The following is a 23,082-nucleotide window of genomic DNA, read 5'->3' as shown; positions in this document are numbered from 1 at the left end:
AATCCGGTCTGCCGCGAGCGTCAGGACCGGACGGAGACAGGCCCGCCGAGCCCGTTGGTGCGATCGAGGCGCAGGGCCAGCCCAGCCACGGCGAGTGCGGTGACCGGCAGCAAGGCGGCGACCCAGGTGAGCGAACCCAGTCCGAGGCCATGGGCGATGACCGCGCCGCCAAGCCAGGCGCCGGCGGCATTGCCGAGATTGAAGGCGGCGATGTTGAAGGATGAGGCGAGGCTCTGGCCGGCGCCTTGCGCCTTTTCCAGAACCCACATCTGCAACGGCGCTACCGTGGCGAAGGCGGCTGCGCCAAGCAGGCCGACATAGATGACGGCCATGACCTGGCTGTGGATGGCGAAGCTCATGGTCGCGAGCACAAGGGCCAGCACGACGAGACTGCCCAGCACCGCCGGCACCAGCCAGCGGTCGGCAACCTTGCCGCCGACCAGGTTGCCGGCGATGAGGCCGCCGCCGAAGACGAGCAGGATCGGCGACACGGCGGCTTCCTTGAAGCCGCTGATCTGCGTCAACAGCGGCGCGATGTAGGTGAAGACGGCGAAGACGCCGGCATAGCCGAGCACGGTGGTGGCAAGCCCGAGCAGGACCGGCGTGCGGCGCAGCACGGCGAGATCGGCGCGCAGGTCGCTCTTCTCGGGCGCGGCCTGGCTGCGCGGCACCAGGGCCAGGATGACGGCGAAGGCGGCCAGGCCGACCGCGGTGACCGCCCAGAAGGTCGCACGCCAGCCGAAGGCCTGACCAAGCCAGGTGCCGAAAGGCACGCCGAGAATGTTGGCGATGGTGAGCCCGGTGAACATCAGCGCGATCGCCGAGGCCTTCCTGTTGGGTGCGACCAGGCCGGTGGCGACCACCGAGCCGACGCCGAAGAAGGTGCCGTGGGCAAAGGCAGTGATGACCCGTGCCCCCATCAGGGTCCAATAGTCAGGCGCCAGCGCACAGGCGAGATTGCCCAGCGTGAAGATCGCCATCAGCGCCAGAAGCACGGTCTTGCGCGGCCAATTGCCGGTGGCGATGGTGAGCAGCGGCGCGCCGATGACGACGCCGAGCGCATAGCCCGAAATGAGCTGCCCGGCGGCCGAGATCGAGACGCCGAAATCCTTGCTGACGTCGAGCAGCAGGCCCATGATGACGAATTCGGTAACGCCGATGCCGAAGGCACCGGCGGCGAGGGCGTAGAGAGCAAGAGGCATGGCGGTTCCCACTTTGAAAGACGGCCGTTAAGGCGATGAGCGCCTTTGTCCAATCCGCGCCCCGACCGGGAAGATCGTGTTGCCAGGTGCTGTGAACCAGACTTGATCAAGGCATATTTTCTGTGAAATAGATTCACAGATGGCCAGACCCGACATAAACCGTTCCGGCGAGATCGAAGTCTTCGTGCGCGTCGTGGAGGCGGGCAGCTTTTCCGCCGCGGCGCGCGCGTTGCGCATGACGCCGTCGGCCGTCAGCAAGCTGATCGCGCGGCTGGAAACCCGGCTCGGCGCGCGGCTGGTCAGCCGCTCGACGCGCAAGCTGCTGCTGACGCCGGAAGGGGCGGCGTTCTATGAAAGCGGGCTGCGCATCCTCGCCGACATGGCGGCGGCCGAGCGCGAGGCGGCCGCGGGCGCCGCGCCGCGCGGGCGGCTGCGCGTCAACACCTACGTGCCGTTCGGGGTGCACCGGCTGATCCCGCTGCTGCCGCGCTTCCTCGAACGCTACCCCGAAATCTCGGTAGATCTGGTGCTGACCGACAGTGTCATCGACCTGATGGCCGAACGTGCCGATGTGGCGATCCGGGCCGGGCCGCTTGGCGAGTCACGGCTGGTGGCGCGCAAGCTCGGGCAGAGCCCGGTGGTCGTCGTTGCGGCCCCTTCCTACCTCGAGCCGCACGGCACGCCGCTGACGCCGGCCGATCTCGACACACACAACCGAATGGGCTTCGGCTTCGTCAGGCACATTGACGGCTGGCCGTTCCTCGACGCGCAGGGCAATGCCGTCATGATCCCGATCACCGGCAACGCCCAGGTCAGCGACGGCGAGGCAATGCGGCTGATGACGCTGGCCGGGGCAGGCATTTCCCGGCTGGCGCGCTGGCATGTGGCGGCCGATATCGCCGCCGGGCGGCTGGTGCCGCTGCTGGAGGATTTCAACCCGGGCGACGAGGAGGCGACGCACGCTGTCTATGTCGGCCAGGGCCGGCATCTGCCGGCACGGGTAAGGGCATTTCTCGATTTTCTGGCCGAGAGCGTGCGGCTGGGCTGAACGGTTTTCGGGAGCCGGACGGCTCCCGAAATGTCTGTGCCGGCTGCTTATGCCTTGGGTACGAACGGCGCCGGGCGCCGGCCGGCGCCTTGCCGCTCCAACATCCAGCCGGGATATTCGGACGGCAGCGCGCTGACTTCGTCGAGCTTGGCGAGATCGTCCGCGTCGAGCTTCACTTCAGCCGCGGCAAGGTTCTGTTCGAGCTGGTCCATACGGCTGGCGCCGATGATGACGCTCATCACGAAAGGCTTGGCCAGGACATAGCCGAGCGCCACCGTGGCAACGCTGACATCGTGCTTCTTGGCGATCTCGCGCATGACGCCGACGGCCGCCCAGGCGCGGTCCTCGTTGACCGGCGGGAAGTTAAAGGACGCACGGCGGCCTTCGCCATTGCCGGGCGCACCGGGGCCGTATTTGCCCGACAGCAGGCCGCCGGCCATGGGCGACCACACCATCAAGCCGAGTTTCTCCTCATTGATGAGCGGCACGATCTCACGCTCGAGATCGCGACCGGCGATCGAATAATAGGACTGTATGGTCTCGAAACGAGCAAAACCCTTGCGGTCGGCGATGCCGAGCGCCTTGGCGATGCGCCAGGCCTGCCAGTTGGAAACGCCGACATACCGGACCTTGCCGCTGGCAACGAGATCGTCGAGCGCCCGCAGCGTTTCGTCGATCGGGGTGACCGCGTCGGTACCGTGCAGCTGATAGAGATCGATATGGTCGAGCTGCAGCCGTTCGAGGCTCGCATCGACCGAATCCATGATGTGACCCCGCGAGGAGCCGCGATCGTTCGGTCCGTTGCCCATGGTGCCATGGACCTTGGTGGCGATCACCACGCTCGATCTGGGAATGCCGAGGTCTCGCAGGGACTGGCCGAGCAGGCGCTCGGATTCGCCGAAGGAATAGACGTCGGCCGTGTCGAAGAAGTTGACGCCGGCGGCGATCGAGCGGCCGACGATCTCGTTGACGCCCTTCTGGTCGAGGCTGGCGATCAGGCCCCATTGGGCATTCTGGCCTGCGGCGCCGAAGGTCATCGTGCCGAGACAGAGTTCGGAGACGAACATCCCCGTATTTCCAAGCTGGTTGTAACGCATGGCGAAGGCTCCAGGAGAAATGTGATGACGCAAAACAAATAGGAACGGTACGTTTCGTTTCCAGTGTTGGCGTAATGAACCAGTCGCGGTTGGCATCATAGGTCCGTGAATTGTCGGTGGGCTACGAAGTAAATGTTACCAGCGCGGCTAGCAGCCATGATTTCTCGGAACCTTGGAGATTGGCCGAAACATTTCCCACTTCGTCATCCACGGGCGGAGCAGCCGCGAAGCGGCGTCGCGAAGACCCGAGGATCCATGCCGCGACCTTGCTGACGGTTGCTACGGAACAGAATTCTGGACCGTGGCGACGTTTCGGAGTCCCGGCATGGATCCTGGGGTCTGCGCCGCGTCGCTTCGCTCCTTGCTCCGCCCCAGGATGACGAAGACGAAGGCCTACCGACTACCAAAAATCGCCGAGCCGACCCTGACGCTGGTGGCGCCGAAGGCGATGGCCGTTTCGTAGTCGCCGGACATGCCCATGGATAGCCTTTCGACTCCGGCCTCGCGCCCAAGCTTCTCCAGCAGCGCGAAATGCGGGCCGGGATTTTCGTCTGCCGGGGGGATGCACATCAGGCCTTCGATGGCGAGGCCGTGGACATCGCGGCAGCGGGTTACGAAGGCCACGGCATCGCGCGGTTCGATACCGGCCTTCTGCGGCTCGGAGCCAGTGTTGACCTGGACATAGAGTTTCGGCGCGCGGCCCTGCCGGGCCATCTCCCTGGCGAGTTCGGCGGCGATCTTCTCGCGGTCGACCGTCTCGATGACGTCGAACAGCGCCACCGCCTCTTTCGCCTTGTTCGATTGCAGCGGACCGATCAGGTGCAGTTCGATGTCGGGGAATGCCAGCTTCAGGGCCGGCCATTTGCCTTGCGCTTCCTGGACGCGATTCTCGCCGAAGACCCGCTGGCCGGCCTCGATCACCGGCTGGATGTCGGCGACGTCAAAGGTCTTGGAAACCGCGACCAGCGTCACGGCACCGGCCTGGCGAGCGGCCTCCTGCTCGGCGGCGGCGATCTTCGCCTTGACCGCGAAAAGCTGCTGAACGGTGTCACCCATATGCAAATCCCGCTGTTTTGACCCGCGTTTTTAGCCGCCGCGATGCCCATATGGTTGACGGGTTTGCCAAACCATGGTGAACACCCGGACCACATTCCCTGAACCGCCGAGCCAATCGCCCGCGGTTCGCGCCTGCTTTTAAGTGAAAAACGTCCCATGGCAACCGAACGATACAATCCGCGCGCGTCAGAGCCCAAATGGCAGAAGGCCTGGGCCACCAAGAAGCTTTTCGAAGCGCACAATGACGACCCGAAGCCTAAATACTACGTGCTGGAAATGTTCCCCTATCCGTCGGGGCGCATCCATATCGGCCATACCCGCAACTACACGATGGGTGACGTGGTGGCGCGCTACAAGCGGGCCAAGGGGTTCAACGTGCTGCATCCGATGGGCTGGGACGCCTTCGGCATGCCGGCCGAGAACGCGGCGATGCAGAACAAGGTCCATCCCAAGGAATGGACCTACCAGAACATCGCCACCATGCGCGAGCAGCTCAAGGTCATGGGCCTGTCGCTGGACTGGGCACGCGAATTCGCCACCTGCGACGTCGACTACTACCACCGCCAGCAGATGCTGTTCCTGGATTTCGTCGAGAAGGGACTGGTGACGCGCAAATCCTCCAAGGTCAATTGGGACCCGGAGGACATGACCGTGCTCGCCAACGAGCAGGTCATCGACGGGCGCGGCTGGCGCTCCGGCGCGCTGGTCGAACAGCGCGAGCTGACGCAGTGGTTCTTCAAGATCACCGATTTCGCGCAGGACCTGCTGGATTCGCTCGACGGGCTCGACGAATGGCCCGAAAAAGTGAAGCTGATGCAGCAGAACTGGATCGGCCGTTCGGAAGGTCTGCTGATCCGCTGGCCGCTCGCCTCGGACATCGCCGGCGAGCATGAGCTGGAAGTCTACACGACGCGGCCTGACACTATTTTCGGCGCCTCCTTCATGGCCATCGCCGCCGACCACCCGCTGGCCAAGAAAGCCGCCGAGACCAATCCGGCGCTGGCGAAGTTCATCGAGGAGGTCCGCCATATGGGCACTTCGGTGGCGGCGCTGGAGACGGCGGAGAAGAAGGGATTCGACACCGGCATCCGCGTCGTTCATCCCTTCGACGACAGCTGGACGCTGCCTGTCTACGTGGCCAATTTCGTTTTGATGGAATACGGCACCGGCGCCATCTTCGGCTGCCCGGCGCATGACCAGCGCGACCTCGATTTCGCCAACAAATACGGCCTGACGGTGGTGCCGGTGGTGATGCCCGAAGGCGAGAATCAGGCGACCTTCCAGATCATCGACGTGGCCTATGGCGACGACGGCGCGATGATCAATTCGCGCTTCCTCGACGGGATGAAGCCGACCCAGGCTTTTGACGAAGTGGCCAGGCTCCTGGAACAGAAGACGATCGGCAACCGGCCGATGGCCGAGCGCAAGGTCAATTTCCGCCTGCGCGACTGGGGCATTTCGCGCCAGCGCTACTGGGGCTGCCCGATCCCGATGATCCATTGCGAGGATTGCGGCGTGGTGCCGGTTCCCAAGGCCGACCTGCCGGTCAAGCTGCCCGACGACGTCGATTTCGACCGGCCGGGCAATCCGCTCGACCGGCATCCGACCTGGCGGCACGTGAAGTGCCCGCAATGCGGCAAGGATGCGCGCCGCGAGACCGACACGATGGACACGTTCGTCGATTCGTCCTGGTATTTCGCCCGCTTCACCGCGCCCTGGGCGCATGAGCCGACCGATCCCAAGGCGGCGAACGAATGGCTGCCGGTCGACCAGTATATTGGCGGCATCGAGCACGCGATCCTGCACCTGCTCTATTCGCGCTTCTTCACCCGCGCCATGCGCGAGACCGGCCATGTCGATCTGGCCGAGCCGTTCAAGGGCCTCTTCACGCAAGGCATGGTGGTGCACGAGACCTACCGGGTTGGTTCGGCATCGAATGGCCGTTGGCTGGCACCGACCGAGGTGCGGCTGGAGGAAGTCGACGGCAAGCGCCGCGCCATCGACATCGCCACCGGCGAGGCGGTCGCCATTGGCCCGCTGGAGAAGATGTCGAAGTCGAAGAAGAACACGGTGAGCCCGGAAGACATCACCGACGGCTACGGCGCCGACACGGCGCGCTGGTTCATGCTGTCGGATTCGCCGCCCGAGCGCGACGTCGAATGGACCGACGATGGCGCCGCCGGCGCGCATCGCTTCATGCAGCGCATCTGGCGCCTGGTGTCGACAGCGGCCGAGACGCTGGCGGGCGTCAAGTCTGCCGCGGCCGGCGCCGGCGAGGCGGGAGCGGTCTCGAAAGCCGCGCACAAGATACTCAAGGCAGTCGGCGAGGACATCGAGAAGCTCGCCTTCAACCGCGCCATCGCCCGTATCTATGAACTGGCCAACGTGCTGAACACACCACTCAACGAGGTGGCCGAAGGCAAGGCCGATCCGGCACTGCAAGGCGCCTGCCGCCAGGCCGTGGAAATCCTGGTGCATCTGATCGCGCCGGTGATGCCGCATCTGGCCGAAGAGTGCTGGGAGACGCTCGGCGGCACCGAACTGGTCGCCGAACGGCCGTGGCCGGTCTTCGATCCGGCGCTGGTCGTCGACAACGAAGTCACCTATCCGGTGCAGGTCAACGGCAAGAAGCGGGGGGATTTGACAATTGCCCGCGACGCGGACCAAGGTGCGGTCGAAAAAGCGGTATTGGCTCTCGACTTCGTGCAGAAAGCACTTGAAGGTAAGGCTCCGCGCAAGGTGATCATCGTGCCGCAGAGGATCGTCAATGTCGTTGCCTGATCGGGAAAAGACAGAGCTGAGCCGGTTGCTGCGCCGTGTGGCGCTTGCCGGCCTTGTCGGCTCGCTCGCGCTGGTTTCGGCCTGCACGGTGCGGCCGCTCTATTCCAGCGCGCCGTTGACGACGGGTTCGAGCGCCAATGCCGAACTGGCATCGATCGCCATCAAGCCGGTCAAGACGCGTTATGCCCAGCAGGTACGCAACAACCTGATCTTCGGCTTTGGGCGCGGTGCCGGCGAACCGGCATCGCCGCTTTACTCACTTGATCTCAGCGTGACCGAAGCCGTTGAATCCTCCGCCCTCGTGCAGGTCGGAACCGATCAGGACGAGCCGACCGCCGGCTCAGTGACGCTTACCGCCAGCTATACGCTGACCGATGCGAAAACCGGCGTCGTCATCACGGTCGGCAAGCGCGCGATCACCTCCTCCTTCGACAGGCCGCGTCAGGAATTCGCCTCGTATCGGGCGCAGATCGACGCCGAAAATCGCGCCGCGCGCGAACTGGCCGAGGCCCTGCAACTTTCCATCGCCCAGGATCTGGTCCGGCACGGCAAGGCGGCCAGCTAACGCTGTTCTTCGTTTTTACGAAGACGTCATCTCGATCCTTGCTTCGGGCCGCCCGGCAGCAGCCGGGTGTCCTATTTCCAGCGCGCTTTTTTAGCCCGACGCAGGGATGACCGGGTGATCGCCGAATGGCGATCAGCCGATCGAATCCCGATCACTCCATATCGTCGCGAAAGATACGTTTCAGTCGCTTTAGCTGCGCTGACGGGAAGCAACTGTTAACCACTCGCTCCCTATTGCTCAGCAGACGTTTCAGAGTGAGTCTTGAGAATGGAATCCAAGCGTTTTCCCCGGGTCAATTCATTGAAGGCAGCCTCGCCCGATGACCCCGGAGCAGAGCGTTTCAGCGGCAGGAGCGACAAGGCGGATAGCCAGCGTACCGGCGCAGCCAAGGCCGGCAATTCCCAGCCGCCCCTTAATCTTGGTGGCAACGAAAGCCCCGCCTGGCAGGATTACTTCTTCCTGGCGCCCAATGTGCGGTTCACGCGCACGCCGGACTATGACGCCAGCACAAACAATACGCGGCGCGAGCAGGTTGCTGCCGAGGAAAGTGAGCCACTGACGCCGCCAGTACAGCAGGCAATCGCCCATCCGGCTGCGGCACTCCAGGCAGGCTCGTCCTCGCCATCGCCAATGAGAAACCCCGTCCCGGAAGCCGCCCGACCTCTCGCAGGCAACAGGGCCGTGACGCATGAAAGGCAGCCTGCCCCTGCCCCTGTATCCGCCCAGCCAGGGCATGCCGGCGAGAGGGCGCGGACTGTTGCGCCGGCGAGCTCCAGGACGGCGGTAACGGCACGTGCATCCGCGCCGGCAGCGTCTGCCCGCGAGGTTGCATCACCGGTCAGAACACAAGGCCGCGGAAATGCACGCTGGCCCTATCTGTCGGATCACGTTTTCTTCGAACTCATGGCGCCCTACATGATCGAGAGCCCGTTGCCGGCGCCACGGGCGGTCTCGGCTCCGCGGCCGGCCGCGCCGGTCGTGCCGCCACGGGTAAATATCCATGCCACGCCCACGGCCGACCCGACAGCGTTGTTTCGGGTCATCGAGTGCCTTCCAGGCCTGCAAGCCTCATCCGCCTTGCCGGATGTCCGTCCGGCCAATTCGAACAAAGCCGCAAGCAATGCGCCGCAGGATGCCCGGACAGCGGTCGCGGTTCCCGCTGCCGCGACGAGCAACGCCGTTCAGGTCCAGGTTGCGCAAAGCGCGGAGGAGACCGTGCAGGCTCCAGCCATGCGCGCATCCGCGACGCTGCCCAGGGTCGGCAAGATCGTGCCGGCCACGACAGGCGAGGCATATGAACTCCCCTCCGAAGAGCTGCTGCAGCAGCCGCCGGAAGGGCAGGGCTTCTACATGTCGCAGGAGCGGCTCGAGCAGAATGCCGATCTCCTGGAAAGCGTGCTGGAGGATTTCGGCGTCAAGGGAGAAATCATCCACGTTCGCCCGGGGCCGGTCGTGACGCTCTATGAGTTCGAGCCGGCGCCGGGCGTCAAATCGTCCCGCGTCATCGGTCTTGCCGACGACATTGCCCGCTCCATGTCGGCGATTTCGGCGCGCGTCGCCGTCGTGCCCGGCCGCAACGTCATCGGCATCGAGCTGCCGAACGAGACGCGCGAGACGGTCTATTTCCGCGAGCTGATCGAATCGCAGGGTTTCCGCAAGACCAGCTGCAAGCTGGCGCTTTGCCTCGGCAAGACGATCGGCGGCGAGCCCGTCATCGCCGAACTGGCGAAGATGCCGCATCTGCTCGTTGCCGGCACCACCGGCTCGGGCAAATCGGTTGCCATCAACACGATGATCCTGTCGCTGCTCTACCGGCTGAAGCCGGAAGAATGCCGGCTGATCATGGTCGATCCCAAGATGCTCGAGCTCTCCGTCTATGACGGCATCCCGCATCTTCTGACGCCCGTCGTCACCGATCCCAAGAAGGCGGTCACCGCGCTCAAATGGGCGGTGCGCGAGATGGAGGACCGCTATCGCAAGATGGCGCGGCTCGGCGTGCGCAACATCGACGGCTACAATGAGCGTGCCGCCCAGGCCCGCGACAAGGGCGAGGCGGTCGTCATGACGGTGCAGGCCGGCTTCGAAAAGGGCACCGGCGCGCCGCTCTTCGAGCAGCAGGAAATCGATCTTGCGCCGATGCCCTACATCGTCGTCATCGTCGACGAGATGGCCGATCTGATGATGGTCGCCGGCAAGGAGATCGAAGGCGCCATCCAGCGCCTGGCGCAGATGGCGCGCGCGGCCGGCATCCACCTGATCATGGCGACGCAACGCCCCTCGGTCGATGTCATCACCGGCACGATCAAGGCCAATTTCCCGACCCGCATCTCCTTCCAGGTCACGTCCAAGATTGACAGCCGCACCATCCTGGGCGAGCAGGGCGCCGAGCAGCTGCTTGGCCAGGGCGACATGCTGCACATGATGGGTGGCGGACGCATCGCCCGCGTGCACGGTCCGTTTGTGTCGGACGCGGAGGTCGAGCATGTCGTGGCGCACCTGAAGGCGCAGGGCCGCCCGGAATATCTGGAAACCGTGACAGCCGACGAGGACGAGGAAGAGGTCGAAGACGACCAGGGCGCGGTCTTCGACAAGGGATCGGTCGCCGCCGAGGACGGCGATTCCAGCTATGACGAAGCGGTCAAGGTGGTGTTGCGCGACAAGAAGTGTTCGACGTCCTACATCCAGCGCCGGCTCGGCATCGGTTACAACCGCGCCGCTTCCCTGGTCGAACGCATGGAGAAAGAGGGATTGGTCGGCGCGCCGAACCACGTCGGCAAGCGCGAGATCACCATGGGGCGGCGCCCGCCGGCGGCCGCGCCCGACGACGACGGCTCGGAGTGATCGGCAGCCTTCGGCGCCGTTCTCCCGAAAACAAAAAAGGCCGGTTGCCCGGCCTTTTTTCATGGAAGCGGTGCGATCTCAGCCGATCTTCTGGCCGGTCTTGGCCCAGTCGGCGAGGAAGGTGGCGAGGCCCTTGTCGGTCAGCGGATGGTTGACCAGCGCCTTCAGCGTCGCCGGCGGCGCGGTGACGACATCGGCGCCGATCAGGGCCGCCTGCTTGACGTGGTTTACCGTGCGCACCGAGGCGGTCAGGATCTCGGTCTGGAAATCATAATTGTCATAGATCTGCCGGATCTCCTGGATCAGCTCCATGCCGTCCGAACCGGTGTCGTCGATGCGGCCGACGAAGGGCGAGATGAACGAGGCGCCGGCCTTGGCGGCGAGCAGCGCCTGGTTGGCCGAGAAGCACAGCGTGACGTTGACCATGCGGTTCATCTGGGTGCGGATCGTCTTGCAGGCCTTCAGGCCGTCCAGCGTCAGCGGCACCTTGATGCAGACATTGGGCGCGATCTTGGCCAGCACCTCGGCCTCCGCCATCATGTTCTTGTATTCGGTCGCCACCACTTCGGCTGAAACCGGACCTTCGACGATATCGCAGATCTGCTTAGTGACGTCGGCGATCTTGCCGCCGGATTTCAGGATCAGCGACGGGTTGGTGGTGACTCCGTCGAGCAGCCCCAGATCGTTGAGCTCACGGATATCCTTGATGTCGGCGGTATCGACAAAAAATTTCATGGCGGTCTCCTGACGATTTCGTCGTGCTTGGAAAGGCACGTTCAGCGTTGCTCTTTGATCTAGACCAAAGTCGGGGCAAGGTCACGCCTCATGATCGAAGATTCGCCCTTTGTCGCAGCCGCACCGGTGCTGGTGCCGATGCCCGCCGAACGCCCTTACACCTATGCCGTGCCGGCCGGCATGCGCGTGGTGCCGGGGTCGATCGTGCGCGTGCCGCTCGGACCGCGCCAGGTCGCCGGCATCGTCTGGGACGGCACGGTCGAGAACATCGACGCGAAAAAGCTGCGCCCGATCGAACAGGTTTTCGACTGCCCGCCGATCGACCGCGCCATGCGCCGCTTCGTCGACTGGGTAGCGCAATACACGCTGTCGGCGCCGGGCATGGTGGCACGCATGCTGCTGCGCGCGCCGGAGGCCTTCGACCCGGAACCCTGGATCGAGGGACTACAGCGAACGCTCCTCGTTCCCGACCGGATGACGGATGCGCGGGCGCGCGTGCTGGAGACTGCCGAAGGCGGGCTCGCCTGGACGCGATCCGGCCTGGCGCATGCGGCCGGCGTGTCGTCGACGGTGATCGAGGGGCTGAAGGCGCAAGGCGTGTTCGAGACGGTGATGATCCCGCCGCGTCCTGTGGTGGCCGCTCCCGACCCAAGCTATGCCGTGCCGGAGCTGATGCCGGACCAGAGCGACGCAGCATCGATGCTGCGCGCCAATGTCGCGGCCGGCACCTTCAATGTCGCGCTGCTCGACGGCGTCACCGGTTCGGGCAAGACGGAGGTTTATTTCGAGGCGGTGGCGGCGGCGCTCGACCAAGGCAAGCAGGTGCTGATCCTTTTGCCGGAGATCGCGCTGACCCATGCTTTTCTCGAGCGCTTCCAGCAGCGCTTCGGCGCCAAGCCGGGCGAATGGCATTCCGACCTGCCGCCCAGGATGCGTGAAAAAGTCTGGCGGCAAGTGGCGGAAGGCACGGTGCGCGTCGTTGCCGGCGCCCGGTCGGCTTTGTTCCTGCCGTTCAAGGAACTTGGCCTGATCGTGGTCGACGAGGAGCACGACCCGGCCTACAAGCAGGAAGATCGCGTCTTCTACAACGCCCGCGACATGGCCGTGGTGCGCGGCCATATTGGCGGCTTCCCGATCGTGCTGGCATCGGCGACGCCATCGGTCGAGAGCCGGGTCAATGCGAGCCAGGGCAAATACAACAGAGCCATACTCTCCGCCCGCTTCGCCGAAGCGGCGCTGCCGCAGCTGAAGTCGATCGACATGCGGCGCGCGCCGCCGGCGCGTGGCGGCTTCCTGTCGCCGGTGCTGATCGACCATATGCGCCGGACGCTGGAGCGGAAGGAGCAGTCGCTGCTGTTCCTCAACCGGCGCGGCTATGCGCCGCTGACGCTGTGCCGGGTTTGCGGCCATCGCTTCGGCTGTCCGGTCTGCTCGGCCTGGCTGGTCGAGCATCGTTTTCGCGGCCAACTGGTCTGCCATCATTGCGGGCACAATGAGCGCCGCCCCGAAGCCTGCCCGGAATGCGGTACGCTCGACCATCTGGTCGCCTGCGGGCCGGGCGTCGAGCGCATCGCCGAGGAGGTCGTCACGCATTTCCCCGATGCGCGCACCATCGTCTTGTCATCTGACCTGATGGGCGGCGTGCGGCGACTGCGGCTGGAACTGGAGGCGATCGCCGATGGCGAGGCCGACATCGTCATCGGCACGCAACTCGTCGCCAAGGGCCACAACTTCCCCAACATGACGCTGGTCGGCGTCGTCGACGCCGATCTCGGTCTCGCCAATGGCGATCCGCGCGCAGCCGAGCGCACCTTCCAGCTGCTCAGCCAGGTGACCGGCCGCGCCGGGCGCACCGGCAAGAAGAGCCTCGGCCTGCTGCAGACCTTCCAGCCGGACCATCCGGTGATGCGGGCGATCGTCTCCGGCGACGCCGAGGCTTTTTACGAGCGCGAGATCGCAGAGCGCGAGCGGGCGGCCTTGCCGCCCTTCGGCCGGCTGGCCGGCGTCATCATCAGCGCGGTGACGCGGGCCGAAGCCGAGGGCCATGCACGCGGGCTGCGCCGCGCCGCGCCGGAGGCGTCGGACCTGTTCGTGCTGGGGCCGGCCGAAGCGCCACTGTCGTTGCTCGGCGGCCGCCATCGCTTCCGCCTGCTGATCCAGGGCGAACGGCGCGCAGACATGCAAGGCTTTATCCGCGCCATGCTGGCCAATGGGCCCAAACTGCGGGGTTCGGTCCGGGTGCAGGTCGACATCGATCCGCAGAGCTTTTTGTAAGGTCGCGATATTGGCGATACGCTGCAGGCCAGCGAGAAATGGAAGATCACATGAAAACTCTTGGCCTCATCGGCGGCATGAGTTGGGAATCGACCGCCATCTACTATCGCCTGCTCAACGAGATCGTGCGCGAGCGGCTTGGCGGGCTGCACTCGGCCAAGGTTCTGCTCTGGTCGTTCGACTTCGCAGAGATCGCCGAGCGGCAGCATCATGGCGATTGGGATGGTGCCGGCATGCTTCTGGTCGAAGCCGCGCGCAAGCTCGAGGCGGGCGGCGCGGAAGGCCTGCTTTTGTGTACCAACACCATGCACAAGCTGGCAGACCAGGTGCAGGCGTCCGTATCCATTCCGCTGATCCACATCGCCGACGCCACGGCGGTGGCGATCAAGCGCGCCGGCATGCAGCGCCCGGCATTGTTGGCGACGCGGTTCACCATGGAGCAGGATTTCTACAAGGGCAGGCTCGCCGACAAATACGGCCTGTCACCCGTGGTGCCCGATGCCGCGGGGCGCGACATGGTGCATCGCGTCATCTATGACGAGCTCTGCCAGGGCATTGTCAGCGACGCTTCGAAGGCTGCCTATATGGAAGAGGCCGAGCGTCTGCGCCGTGAAGAGGCCGCCGACAGCCTGATCATGGGCTGCACCGAGATCACCATGCTGATCGGCCAGCGCGATTTCGACATTCCGGTCTTTGATACGACGCGCATCCATGCCGAGGCGGCCGTGGAATTCGCTCTCGGTTGATGCGCTTGTCCTAAAGTGCCCGGAGCCATCTGGCGCGGCGTTTTTCCTCCGGTAGAATGCCCGCAATTTCAAAACAGGCATTTCGAGGGGACAAAATGGATTTTGCGCTTCCATGGCCGACGAGCCAGGGCGAATGGCTGGCCTGGTCGAGTGCCGTCTTCACCGTGCTGCTCGGCCTTCTGTTTTTCCTGGCACCGGGCCTGGCCTTTCGCATCCTGCGCCTGCAGGCCAAGCCCGAGAAGGCGGCGGCGATCGCCGAGGGACGCGGCAGGATGTCGGGCTTTTATATTGGCGTCGGCCTGTGCTGTATCCTTCTGGCGCAGCCGCTGATTTACATGGCGCTCGGCTTCTCCTGGCTGTTCACCGCCTTCGGCCGGCTGCTGTCGATGATGTCCGACGGCGCCAACACACCTTTCAATTGGGTTTCCATTGTGGTGGAATTGGTCCTGGCGGCGTTGCCGCTTGCCTTTGCCTTCGGCTTTGTGCCCTGAATCCAAGGGTATTCCGGCGCGCGAGACCCGAGTCTTTCGCCGGATGCGACAATAGTGCCTGAAAAGCATGCGGAACGACGCATTGCGGTCTTAAAATGCCTGTGCTAGACGGCAATCGACTTTCGGCCGGGGATAGCGGAAGCCGCGCCTCCGTGCTTGAAAAAATGCAGTAAGGTCAAAGATTTAGCCAGAGTTTTTGCTCGCGCCAACAATCTGCGGCCTGTCAGACAAGAGAAAAGACGGTCCGTGGCTCAATCGTCATCGCCAATCTCAGGTGTCGCAGAACGCTATGCGGGTTCGCTGTTCGAACTCGCCCTGCAGGCAAATTCCGTGGCCAAGGTCGAGGCCGACCTCAACAGTTTCGAGGCGATGCTCGCGGGCAGCGCCGACCTGACCCGGCTGATCAACAGCCCGGTGTTCTCCAGCGAGGACCAGGCGAAGGCGATCGCGGCGATCGCCGACAAGGCCGGGATCACCAGCCTCGCCGGCAATTTCCTGCGCGTCGTCGCCCGCAACCGCCGGCTGTTCGCGGTGCCCGGCATGATCAAGGCGTTCCGCCAGATCGCTGCCGAACACCGTGGCGAGACCGCTGCCGAAGTGACGTCGGCTCACGAGCTGACGGCCGCCCAGCAGACTGAACTCAAGGCGGCGCTGAAAGGTGTTGCCGGCAAGGATGTGGCCATCTCCGTCACCGTCGATCCGTCGCTGCTCGGCGGGCTGGTGGTCAAGATGGGCTCGCGCCAGATCGATACGTCGCTCAAAACCAAACTCAATTCGCTCAAGCTTGCACTGAAAGAGGTCGGCTGATGGACATCCGCGCCGCGGAAATTTCCGCAATTCTGAAAGACCAGATCAAGAATTTCGGCAAGGAGGCCGAGGTCTCCGAAGTTGGACAGGTGCTGTCCGTCGGTGACGGTATCGCCCGCGTCTACGGCCTCGACAATGTCCAGGCCGGCGAAATGGTCGAATTCCCCGGCGGCATCCGCGGCATGGCGCTCAACCTCGAAGCCGACAATGTCGGCGTCGTCATCTTCGGCGCCGACCGCGACATCAAGGAAGGCGACATCGTCAAGCGGACCGGCGCCATCGTCGACGTTCCGGTCGGTCCGGGCCTGCTCGGCCGCGTCGTCGACGCGCTCGGCAATCCGATCGACGGCAAGGGCCCGATCAAGGCGATCGAGCGCAAGCGCGTCGACGTCAAGGCGCCCGGCATCATTCCGCGCAAATCGGTGAACGAGCCGATGTCGACCGGCCTCAAGGCCATCGACGCGCTGATCCCGGTCGGCCGTGGCCAGCGCGAACTCGTCATCGGCGATCGCCAGACCGGCAAGACCGCCATCATTCTCGACACGATGCTCAACCAGAAGTCGGTGCACGACAACGGTCCCGAGAAGGAAAAGCTCTACTGCGTCTACGTTGCCGTCGGCCAGAAGCGCTCGACCGTCGCGCAGTTCGTCAAGGTGCTGGAAGAGCGCGGCGCGCTCGAATATTCGATCATCGTCGCCGCCACCGCGTCCGATCCGGCGCCGATGCAGTTCCTGGCGCCGTTCGCCGGCGCCACGATGGGCGAGTATTTCCGCGACAACGGCATGCATGCGCTGATCAGCTACGACGATTTGTCGAAGCAGGCCGTCGCCTATCGCCAGATGTCGCTGCTCCTGCGCCGCCCGCCGGGCCGCGAAGCCTATCCGGGCGACGTCTTCTACCTGCACTCGCGCCTGCTTGAGCGCGCCGCCAAGCTCAATGACGATCTGGGCGGCGGTTCGCTGACCGCGCTGCCGGTCATTGAGACGCAGGCCAACGACGTGTCGGCCTATATCCCGACCAACGTGATCTCGATCACCGACGGCCAGATCTTCCTCGAAACCAACCTGTTCTTCCAGGGCATCCGTCCTGCGGTGAACGTCGGTCTGTCGGTCAGCCGCGTCGGCTCGGCCGCGCAGATCAAGGCGATGAAGCAGGTTGCCGGCTCGATCAAGGGCGAGCTCGCGCAGTACCGCGAAATGGCGGCCTTCGCGCAGTTCGGCTCGGACCTCGATGCCGCCACGCAGCGTCTGCTCAACCGCGGATCGCGCCTGACCGAACTTCTGAAGCAGCCGCAGTTCTCGCCGCTGAAGACGGAAGAGCAGGTCGCGGTGATCTTCGCCGGTGTCAACGGCTATCTCGACAAGCTGCCGGTCAACCAGGTCGGCAAGTTCGAGCATGGCCTGCTCAGCCACATGCGTGCGGCGGGCAAGGACGTTCTCGACGCCATCCGCAAGGAAAAGGCGCTGTCGGACGATCTGCGCGCCAAGCTGAAGGCCGAGATCGACGCTTTCGCCAAGACCTTCGCCTGAGCGAAGCGACAAGACGGGATCAGGTTTGAAGCATGCCTTCATTAAAAGACCTTCGTAACCGTATCGCCTCGGTCAAGGCGACGCAGAAAATCACCAAGGCGATGCAGATGGTCGCCGCGGCGAAGCTGCGCCGTGCGCAAGAGGCCGCGGAAGCGGCGCGCCCCTATTCGGAGCGCATGGGTTCCGTGCTGGCCAACATCACCCAGGCGATCGGCGGTGGCGGCGATGCCCCGGCGCTGATGACCGGAACCGGCAAGGACGACGTGCATCTGCTCGTCGTCTGCACCGCCGAGCGCGGCCTGTGCGGCGGCTTCAATTCCCAGATCGCCCGTCACGCCCGCGACCATATCCGCCGGCTTCTGGCCGACGGCAAGCAGGTCAAGATCATCTGCGTCGGCAAGAAGGGCTTCGACATACTGCGCCGCGACTATGCAGCGATGATCCTCGATCGTGTCGACCTGCGCGAGGTCAAGACGCTCGGCTTCGTCAATGCCGACGCGATCGCCAAGAAGGTCATCCACCTCTTCAGCGAGGGTGCCTTCGACGTCTGCACACTGTTCTATTCGCAGTTCAAGTCGGTGATCAGCCAGGTTCCGACCGCGCAGCAGATCATTCCGGCCGGCGTCGCTTCGGCTCCCGCCGCTGCGGCGGATGGCGCCAGCGCCGTCTACGAGTACGAGCCGGAGCCGGGTGAAATCCTCTCCGACCTCATCCCGCGCAACATCTCCGTGCAGGTTTTCCGGGCGCTGCTCGAAAACGCGGCCGGCGAGATGGGCGCCAAGATGAGCGCCATGGACAATGCGACGCGCAACGCCGGCGAGATGATCAACAAGCTGTCGATCACCTACAACCGCCAGCGGCAGGCGCAGATCACCAAGGAACTGATCGAAATCATTTCGGGCGCCGAGGCGCTCTAGGCGCGGTTCGCGGGTCAATCTGCCCGCGACCGGACCGCGTAAGAAACAAAGGACGAAAAGGGTAAAGACGATGGCGAAAGCAGCGACCCCCAAGACGGCAGCCCCCAAGGCCGCAGCCGCGAAGACCGCAGCCCCCGCGAAGGCGGCCAAGGCTCCGGCAGCAGCCGCCAAGGCAGCTCCAGCCAAGACGGCGGCAGCGCCCGCCAAGGCCGCCGCGGCCAAGACCTCGGCCGTTGCCACCAAGGCAACCGGCGTTGTCGGCAAGGTCCGCCAGGTCATCGGCGCCGTCGTCGACGTGCAGTTCGGCGATCACCTGCCGCCGATCTTGAACGCGATCGAGACCACGAATGTCGGTAACCGCCTCGTGCTCGAAGTTGCCCAGCATCTGGGCGAGAACACCGTGCGCTGCATCGCCATGGACTCCACCGAAGGCCTGGTGCGCGGCCAGGAAGTGCGAGACACCGGCGGCCCAATCTCCGTGCCGGTCGGCCCGGGCATGCTCGGCCGCATCATCAATGTCATCGGCGAGCCGGTCGACGAAGAAGGCCCGGTCGACGCGACCGAGATGCGCTCGATCCACCAGCCGGCCCCGGCCTATGTCGAGCAGTCGACGGAAGCGCAGATCCTGATCACCGGCATCAAGGTGCTCGACCTGCTGGCACCTTACGCCAAGGGCGGCAAGATCGGCCTGTTCGGCGGCGCCGGCGTCGGCAAGACCGTGCTGATCCAGGAACTGATCAACAACATCGCCAAGGCGCATGGCGGCTATTCGGTGTTCGCCGGCGTCGGCGAGCGCACCCGCGAAGGCAACGATCTCTATCACGAGTTCATCGAATCCGGCGTCAACAAGAAGGGCGGCGGCGAGGGCTCGAAGGCGGCCCTGGTGTACGGCCAGATGAACGAGCCGCCGGGCGCGCGCGCCCGCGTCGGCCTGACCGGCCTGACGGTCGCGGAATATTTCCGCGACCAGGGCCAGGACGTGCTGTTCTTCGTCGACAACATCTTCCGCTTCACGCAGGCGGGTTCGGAAGTGTCGGCTCTGCTCGGCCGTATCCCGTCGGCCGTCGGCTATCAGCCGACGCTCGCCACCGACATGGGCGCGCTGCAGGAACGCATCACCACCACCACCAAGGGCTCGATCACCTCGGTGCAGGCCATTTACGTGCCGGCCGACGACTTGACCGATCCTGCGCCGGCGACCTCGTTTGCCCACCTTGACGCGACGACGACGCTGAACCGCGCCATCGCCGAGAAGGGCATCTATCCGGCGGTCGATCCGCTGGATTCGACCTCGCGCATGCTCGACCCGCTGGTTGTCGGCGACGAGCACTATGCCGTTGCCCGCCAGGTGCAGTCGATCCTCCAGCGCTACAAGTCGCTGCAGGACATCATCGCCATCCTGGGCATGGACGAGCTGTCGGAAGAGGACAAGCAGACGGTGGCCCGCGCCCGCAAGATCGAGCGCTTCCTGTCGCAGCCCTTCTTCGTCGCCGAAGTGTTCACCGGCGCGCCAGGCAAGCTCGTCGATCTCGCCGACACCATCAAGGGCTTCAAGGGCCTCTGCAACGGCGACTACGATCATCTGCCGGAGGCCGCCTTCTACATGGTCGGCGGCATCGAGGAAGCGGTCGAGAAGGCACAGCGCCTGGCGGCTGAAGCGGCTTAATCAAGGGAATAGGGAGTAGTCAGTAGTCAGTAGTGAATGGCAGGCGGGTGACCGGGGCAATTGCCCTTTCTCCCTACTTCCCTACTCACTATTCCCTACTCACTAAATTGACATGGCTGAAGCTTTCAAATTCGAACTGGTCTCGCCGGAGCGCCTGCTGGTTTCCGCTGAGGTCGAATCCGTCGTCATTCCCGGCGCCGAAGGCGAGATGACCGTGATGGCGCATCACGCGCCGGTCATGACCACGATCAAGCCGGGTGTCGTCACGGTGAAGACCGCCTCAGGCGGTGAAGAACGCTATGTCGTGTTCGGCGGTTTCGCCGACATCGTTCCGGCGGGCTGCACGCTGCTGGCGGAATCGGCTGTGGCGGTGAAGGATGTCGACCGGGCCGATCTCGCTCGCCGTATCCAGGAAGCCAAGGAAGACGCCACCGACGCCAAGGACGACCAGGCGCGCAGCAAGGCGGAGCAGTTCCTCAGCCAGCTCACCACGCTGGAAGGCGCGCTTCTGCCGGCCTGAGCCTAGTGAAGACCGCTCATCGCCAGGCACAGCCTAATCTGTTTCTGCCGTCACTCACCTCTCCTAGCCTGATAAGGCCGGATCGAATGGTGTTGCACTGTACGCGGACTGCCGTCGACCTTTGACGATGTAACCTCGCAATTGTAAGGTTGAGTCGGAAGGGTGATATGGATAAGCGATATCAAGTATTTGTCAGCTCTACTTTTGCCGATCTTAAAGCAGAGCGGCAAAGGGTCATTCAGGCTTTAATGGAGATGGACTGCATTCCGGCGGGAATGGAACTATTTCCTGCGTCCGACGATGAGCAATGGGAGTTCATAAAGCGAGTTATCGATGATTGTGACTACTATATACTTATACTCGGTGGTAGATATGGTTCTTTAAATGAATCCGGCATAAGCTATACTGAGATGGAATTCGACTATGCACAGTCGATAGGTCTGAAAGTTCTTAGTTTCGTGCACCGTGATCCGGGTCAGATTCCCTTGGCAAAATCCGAGATCGATAGCTCTCAAAGAGCCAAATACGACGCCTTCCGAGCAAAGGTAACTGCGGACCGTTTAGTGAAATTCTGGGATCATGAGACCGAACTTCCCGGTATGGTCACGCTCAGCCTTAACAAGACAATGAAGATTTATCCCGCTGTCGGCTGGATACGTGGAGACAAGGCTACCTCGGAGCAATCACTTGAGCGGATCAACGCTCTGCAAGCTGAAAACGCGAAGTTGAAGGATGAAGCTGCTTCTGCGGCGGTGACTTTAAGGCCCCATCCGGCTCCAGATATCGCGGGCCTAGAGGAATCGTTCAATGTTAAATATTCCTATTCGGAATATTATCGCCAAGGAAGCGAGTTAAAGAACCGGTCATTTTCGATGACGTGGCGGGAAATATTTTATGCCATTGCGCCAGAACTTATAGCTCACCCGTCGGATTCATCTGTTGGAAATCTAATCGCTAACTATTCCAGGAAGAAGCAGACAAATACGACCGGAACTACACATATTGATGAGGAATCATTCGGAACTATCAAGGTTCAACTTATGGCGTTGAATCTGGTGGACGTAAGCTACGTAAAAACTGTTCAAGGTGGTATGGGTGTTTTCTGGAGTTTAACCGAGCACGGGCGATCTATGATGACTGCCGTTCGGATTGTTAAAAGCAAGGAACGAGAAAGTGAATTGCCTCAGAAGGGTGAGGCGACTGTATAGATAGTCACCGACGTCGATGGGGATCGCGGGTCAGTATCCAGCTTAGTCCGTCGCCGTATATGCTGCGCATAAAGCATAACCTGCCTTATCTGTCCCCGATACCAAGCGCGGCGAAGGCCAAAGTCGGACCATCGCGTTGCAGGTGCACCAGATGCACCGCCGTGAGTTCAATCAGCGTTTGGCGCTCGGCGTGATCCCCGGCAAAGCCGGCCAGGTCGAATACTGCTGTCACGGTTTCGTTCGCCGGTAGCTGCTGGTTCAAAAGCGCCGTCAGTGCCGCGTCGAGCGGATCGGTGAAATGGGTTTCGGGCAAGGTTTTGCCACGCGCGGCGCAGGCGGCGATCCAGGCCGCCACCACCAGCGTGAGATGCACGAACTCGGTACCTGCTTCGAGGCACTCGATGGCGGACGCGATGATGCGCTGCGGCAGTTTCTGGCTGCCGTCATTGGCGATCTGCGCCGTGCGATGGGCGAGCGCGGTGTTGGAAAAACGCTCGGCAAGCTCGGCTGTGTAGGTTGTCGTGTCGAGCCCGGCATCCTCCGGCAATGTCGGGATGGCTTCGGCCCAGAGCCCGTCGACAAATTGCCGGATCGCCGGATCGGCAAAAGCCCGGTCGACCGTGGCGTGGCCGCTGAGCAGGCCGAGATAGGCGATGCCCGAATGCGCACCGTTGAGAAGCCTGAGCTTCATGTCCTCGAAGGGGCCGACATCGCCGACCATGGTGACGCCGAACTTTTCCCAGGCCGGCCGGCCGGCGGAAAAATTGTCTTCGATCACCCATTGGCGGAAGGGCTCGGTCATCACGGGCCAGGCATCGTCGACACCGAGTTCGCCAGCGACGCGTGCCCGGTCGGCGTCGGTCGTTGCCGGCACGATCCGGTCGACCATGCTCGACGGAAACGCGACCTGGCCTGCGATATGGTCGAAGAGACCGGTACCGTCCGCTGTGGCAAGCTTGGCATCGCGCAGCGCGGCGAATTCGGTCAGCAGCCGATGCAAGGTGGCGCCATTGGCAGGCAGGTTGTCGCAGCAGAGCACGGTGAAGGGCGGGGTGCCGGCTGCCTGTCGTTGAGCAAGCGCCTCGGCGAGAAAACCATGCGCCGTCTTCGGCATTCGCGGATTGGCCAGATCGTGGGCGATGTCGGGGTGAGCGGCGTCCAGCCCGCCGCCCGCGGCCCTGAGATAGGCCTTCTCGGTGATTGTCAGAGTGACGATGCGGGTGCGCGGATCGATCAGCGCGGCCAGTACCGCGGCCGGATCTTCCGGCGCCAAAAGCATCGACTGGATCGAGCCGATGACGCGCAGCTCCTCCTCACCGCTGCTGCGAACCGCCAGCGTGTAGAGCCCGTCCTGCGGCGCCAGCGCGTCGCGCGTGTCGGTGCTGCGCAAGGAGACGCCGATGATGCCCCAGTCCGTTTCGCCGGCCGCCAGGCAATCGTCGACATAGGCGGCCTGATGGGCTCGGTGGAAGGCACCGACGCCGAGATGCACGATGCCGGGAGCAACGCGGCTGCGGTCATATGTGGGGATTCCGGCGGCTGCGGGCAGCCGTTGCAGCGTTGCGTTGGACAGATGGCTTCTGGTCATCACGATACCGG

At 63.8% G+C, this 23,082-nt stretch carries 18 protein-coding genes; 13 read left to right on the top strand and 5 right to left on the bottom strand.

The window, feature by feature from the left end; all coding sequences use genetic code 11:
* Positions 1-20: 20 nt before the first annotated feature.
* Positions 21-1,202, bottom strand: coding sequence for an MFS transporter (locus tag FJ977_RS33280; protein ID WP_140776684.1), 1,182 nt, complete (start codon positions 1,200-1,202; stop codon positions 21-23).
* 139 nt (positions 1,203-1,341) lie between these two features.
* Between FJ977_RS33280 and FJ977_RS33275 the strand changes: the two genes are divergently transcribed.
* Positions 1,342-2,250, top strand: coding sequence for a LysR family transcriptional regulator (locus FJ977_RS33275; protein WP_140776682.1), 909 nt, complete (start codon positions 1,342-1,344; stop codon positions 2,248-2,250).
* 47 nt (positions 2,251-2,297) lie between these two features.
* On the opposite strand, the gene FJ977_RS33270 is transcribed toward FJ977_RS33275, so the two are convergent.
* Positions 2,298-3,347 (bottom strand): aldo/keto reductase, encoded by a 1,050-nt coding sequence (locus FJ977_RS33270; protein ID WP_140776680.1) that lies wholly within the window; start codon positions 3,345-3,347, stop codon positions 2,298-2,300.
* A 393-nt stretch (positions 3,348-3,740) separates the two neighbouring features.
* A complete protein-coding gene (locus FJ977_RS33265; protein ID WP_140776678.1) occupies positions 3,741-4,403 on the bottom strand; it encodes a YggS family pyridoxal phosphate-dependent enzyme in 663 nt (220 codons plus the stop codon).
* 156 nt (positions 4,404-4,559) lie between these two features.
* On the opposite strand from FJ977_RS33265, the gene leuS reads away from it, so the two are divergent.
* From leuS to FJ977_RS33250, 3 genes are all read left to right on the top strand, one after another.
* Complete coding sequence (gene leuS / locus FJ977_RS33260) at positions 4,560-7,184, top strand: leucine--tRNA ligase (protein ID WP_140776676.1); 2,625 nt, start codon at positions 4,560-4,562, stop codon at positions 7,182-7,184.
* Positions 7,171-7,749 (top strand): LPS assembly lipoprotein LptE, encoded by a 579-nt coding sequence (lptE, locus tag FJ977_RS33255; RefSeq protein ID WP_140776673.1) that lies wholly within the window; start codon positions 7,171-7,173, stop codon positions 7,747-7,749. Before leuS ends, lptE begins: the two co-directional genes overlap by 14 nt.
* Before the next feature lie 267 nt (positions 7,750-8,016).
* A complete protein-coding gene (locus FJ977_RS33250) occupies positions 8,017-10,590 on the top strand; it encodes a DNA translocase FtsK (RefSeq protein WP_140776671.1) in 2,574 nt (857 codons plus the stop codon).
* 78 nt (positions 10,591-10,668) lie between these two features.
* On the opposite strand, the gene fsa is transcribed toward FJ977_RS33250, so the two are convergent.
* On the bottom strand, positions 10,669-11,325 hold the full coding sequence (gene fsa / locus FJ977_RS33245; protein WP_056575113.1) for a fructose-6-phosphate aldolase: 657 nt from the start codon (positions 11,323-11,325) through the stop codon (positions 10,669-10,671).
* Between the two features lie 90 nt (positions 11,326-11,415).
* Between fsa and FJ977_RS33240 the strand changes: the two genes are divergently transcribed.
* The 9 genes from FJ977_RS33240 to FJ977_RS33200 all read left to right on the top strand — a co-directional run bounded on the left by FJ977_RS33240 (position 11,416) and on the right by FJ977_RS33200 (position 21,483).
* Positions 11,416-13,599: a primosomal protein N' gene (locus FJ977_RS33240; RefSeq protein ID WP_140776669.1), complete on the top strand. Its 2,184-nt coding sequence runs from the start codon at positions 11,416-11,418 to the stop codon at positions 13,597-13,599.
* Positions 13,600-13,649: 50 nt separating this feature from the next.
* Positions 13,650-14,345 (top strand): aspartate/glutamate racemase family protein, encoded by a 696-nt coding sequence (locus tag FJ977_RS33235; protein WP_140776667.1) that lies wholly within the window; start codon positions 13,650-13,652, stop codon positions 14,343-14,345.
* A gap of 95 nt (positions 14,346-14,440) precedes the next feature.
* Positions 14,441-14,836 (top strand): DUF4345 family protein, encoded by a 396-nt coding sequence (locus tag FJ977_RS33230; protein WP_140776665.1) that lies wholly within the window; start codon positions 14,441-14,443, stop codon positions 14,834-14,836.
* 246 nt (positions 14,837-15,082) lie between these two features.
* Entirely contained in the window at positions 15,083-15,643 is a 561-nt protein-coding gene (locus tag FJ977_RS33225; RefSeq protein ID WP_140776663.1) for a F0F1 ATP synthase subunit delta, read from the top strand.
* Positions 15,643-17,172, top strand: coding sequence for a F0F1 ATP synthase subunit alpha (atpA, locus tag FJ977_RS33220; RefSeq protein ID WP_095204821.1), 1,530 nt, complete (start codon positions 15,643-15,645; stop codon positions 17,170-17,172). Before FJ977_RS33225 ends, atpA begins: the two co-directional genes overlap by 1 nt.
* Before the next feature lie 32 nt (positions 17,173-17,204).
* Positions 17,205-18,089: a F0F1 ATP synthase subunit gamma gene (locus FJ977_RS33215; protein ID WP_140776661.1), complete on the top strand. Its 885-nt coding sequence runs from the start codon at positions 17,205-17,207 to the stop codon at positions 18,087-18,089.
* 70 nt (positions 18,090-18,159) lie between these two features.
* Positions 18,160-19,755, top strand: coding sequence for a F0F1 ATP synthase subunit beta (gene atpD, locus FJ977_RS33210; protein WP_140776659.1), 1,596 nt, complete (start codon positions 18,160-18,162; stop codon positions 19,753-19,755).
* Positions 19,756-19,867: 112 nt separating this feature from the next.
* Complete coding sequence (locus tag FJ977_RS33205; protein WP_140776657.1) at positions 19,868-20,275, top strand: F0F1 ATP synthase subunit epsilon; 408 nt, start codon at positions 19,868-19,870, stop codon at positions 20,273-20,275.
* A gap of 167 nt (positions 20,276-20,442) precedes the next feature.
* Positions 20,443-21,483: a DUF4062 domain-containing protein gene (locus tag FJ977_RS33200; protein WP_140776655.1), complete on the top strand. Its 1,041-nt coding sequence runs from the start codon at positions 20,443-20,445 to the stop codon at positions 21,481-21,483.
* Positions 21,484-21,568: 85 nt separating this feature from the next.
* Here FJ977_RS33200 and FJ977_RS33195 read toward each other — a convergent pair whose 3' ends face one another.
* On the bottom strand, positions 21,569-23,071 hold the full coding sequence (locus tag FJ977_RS33195) for a mannitol dehydrogenase family protein (protein ID WP_140776653.1): 1,503 nt from the start codon (positions 23,069-23,071) through the stop codon (positions 21,569-21,571).
* Between the last annotated feature and the right edge of the window lie 11 nt (positions 23,072-23,082).

It is taken from the genome of Mesorhizobium sp. B2-1-3A (assembly GCF_006442655.1).
GTDB lineage: Bacteria > Pseudomonadota > Alphaproteobacteria > Rhizobiales > Rhizobiaceae > Mesorhizobium.
The sequence above is the reverse complement of the archived record's forward strand: the minus strand, read 5'-3'. Positions and strand labels throughout refer to the sequence as shown.

Coding starts and splice junctions, on each gene's coding strand:
- lptE (WP_140776673.1), top strand. CDS start 7,171: ATGTCGTTGCCTGATCGGGAAAAGACAGAGCTGAGCCGGTTGCTGCGC.
- FJ977_RS33250 (WP_140776671.1), top strand. CDS start 8,017: ATGGAATCCAAGCGTTTTCCCCGGGTCAATTCATTGAAGGCAGCCTCG.
- FJ977_RS33230 (WP_140776665.1), top strand. CDS start 14,441: ATGGATTTTGCGCTTCCATGGCCGACGAGCCAGGGCGAATGGCTGGCC.
- FJ977_RS33240 (WP_140776669.1), top strand. CDS start 11,416: ATGATCGAAGATTCGCCCTTTGTCGCAGCCGCACCGGTGCTGGTGCCG.
- leuS (WP_140776676.1), top strand. CDS start 4,560: ATGGCAACCGAACGATACAATCCGCGCGCGTCAGAGCCCAAATGGCAG.
- FJ977_RS33200 (WP_140776655.1), top strand. CDS start 20,443: ATGGATAAGCGATATCAAGTATTTGTCAGCTCTACTTTTGCCGATCTT.
- FJ977_RS33205 (WP_140776657.1), top strand. CDS start 19,868: ATGGCTGAAGCTTTCAAATTCGAACTGGTCTCGCCGGAGCGCCTGCTG.
- fsa (WP_056575113.1), bottom strand. CDS start 11,325: ATGAAATTTTTTGTCGATACCGCCGACATCAAGGATATCCGTGAGCTC.
- FJ977_RS33195 (WP_140776653.1), bottom strand. CDS start 23,071: ATGACCAGAAGCCATCTGTCCAACGCAACGCTGCAACGGCTGCCCGCA.
- FJ977_RS33265 (WP_140776678.1), bottom strand. CDS start 4,403: ATGGGTGACACCGTTCAGCAGCTTTTCGCGGTCAAGGCGAAGATCGCC.
- FJ977_RS33280 (WP_140776684.1), bottom strand. CDS start 1,202: ATGCCTCTTGCTCTCTACGCCCTCGCCGCCGGTGCCTTCGGCATCGGC.
- atpA (WP_095204821.1), top strand. CDS start 15,643: ATGGACATCCGCGCCGCGGAAATTTCCGCAATTCTGAAAGACCAGATC.
- FJ977_RS33215 (WP_140776661.1), top strand. CDS start 17,205: ATGCCTTCATTAAAAGACCTTCGTAACCGTATCGCCTCGGTCAAGGCG.
- FJ977_RS33275 (WP_140776682.1), top strand. CDS start 1,342: ATGGCCAGACCCGACATAAACCGTTCCGGCGAGATCGAAGTCTTCGTG.
- FJ977_RS33235 (WP_140776667.1), top strand. CDS start 13,650: ATGAAAACTCTTGGCCTCATCGGCGGCATGAGTTGGGAATCGACCGCC.
- atpD (WP_140776659.1), top strand. CDS start 18,160: ATGGCGAAAGCAGCGACCCCCAAGACGGCAGCCCCCAAGGCCGCAGCC.
- FJ977_RS33270 (WP_140776680.1), bottom strand. CDS start 3,347: ATGCGTTACAACCAGCTTGGAAATACGGGGATGTTCGTCTCCGAACTC.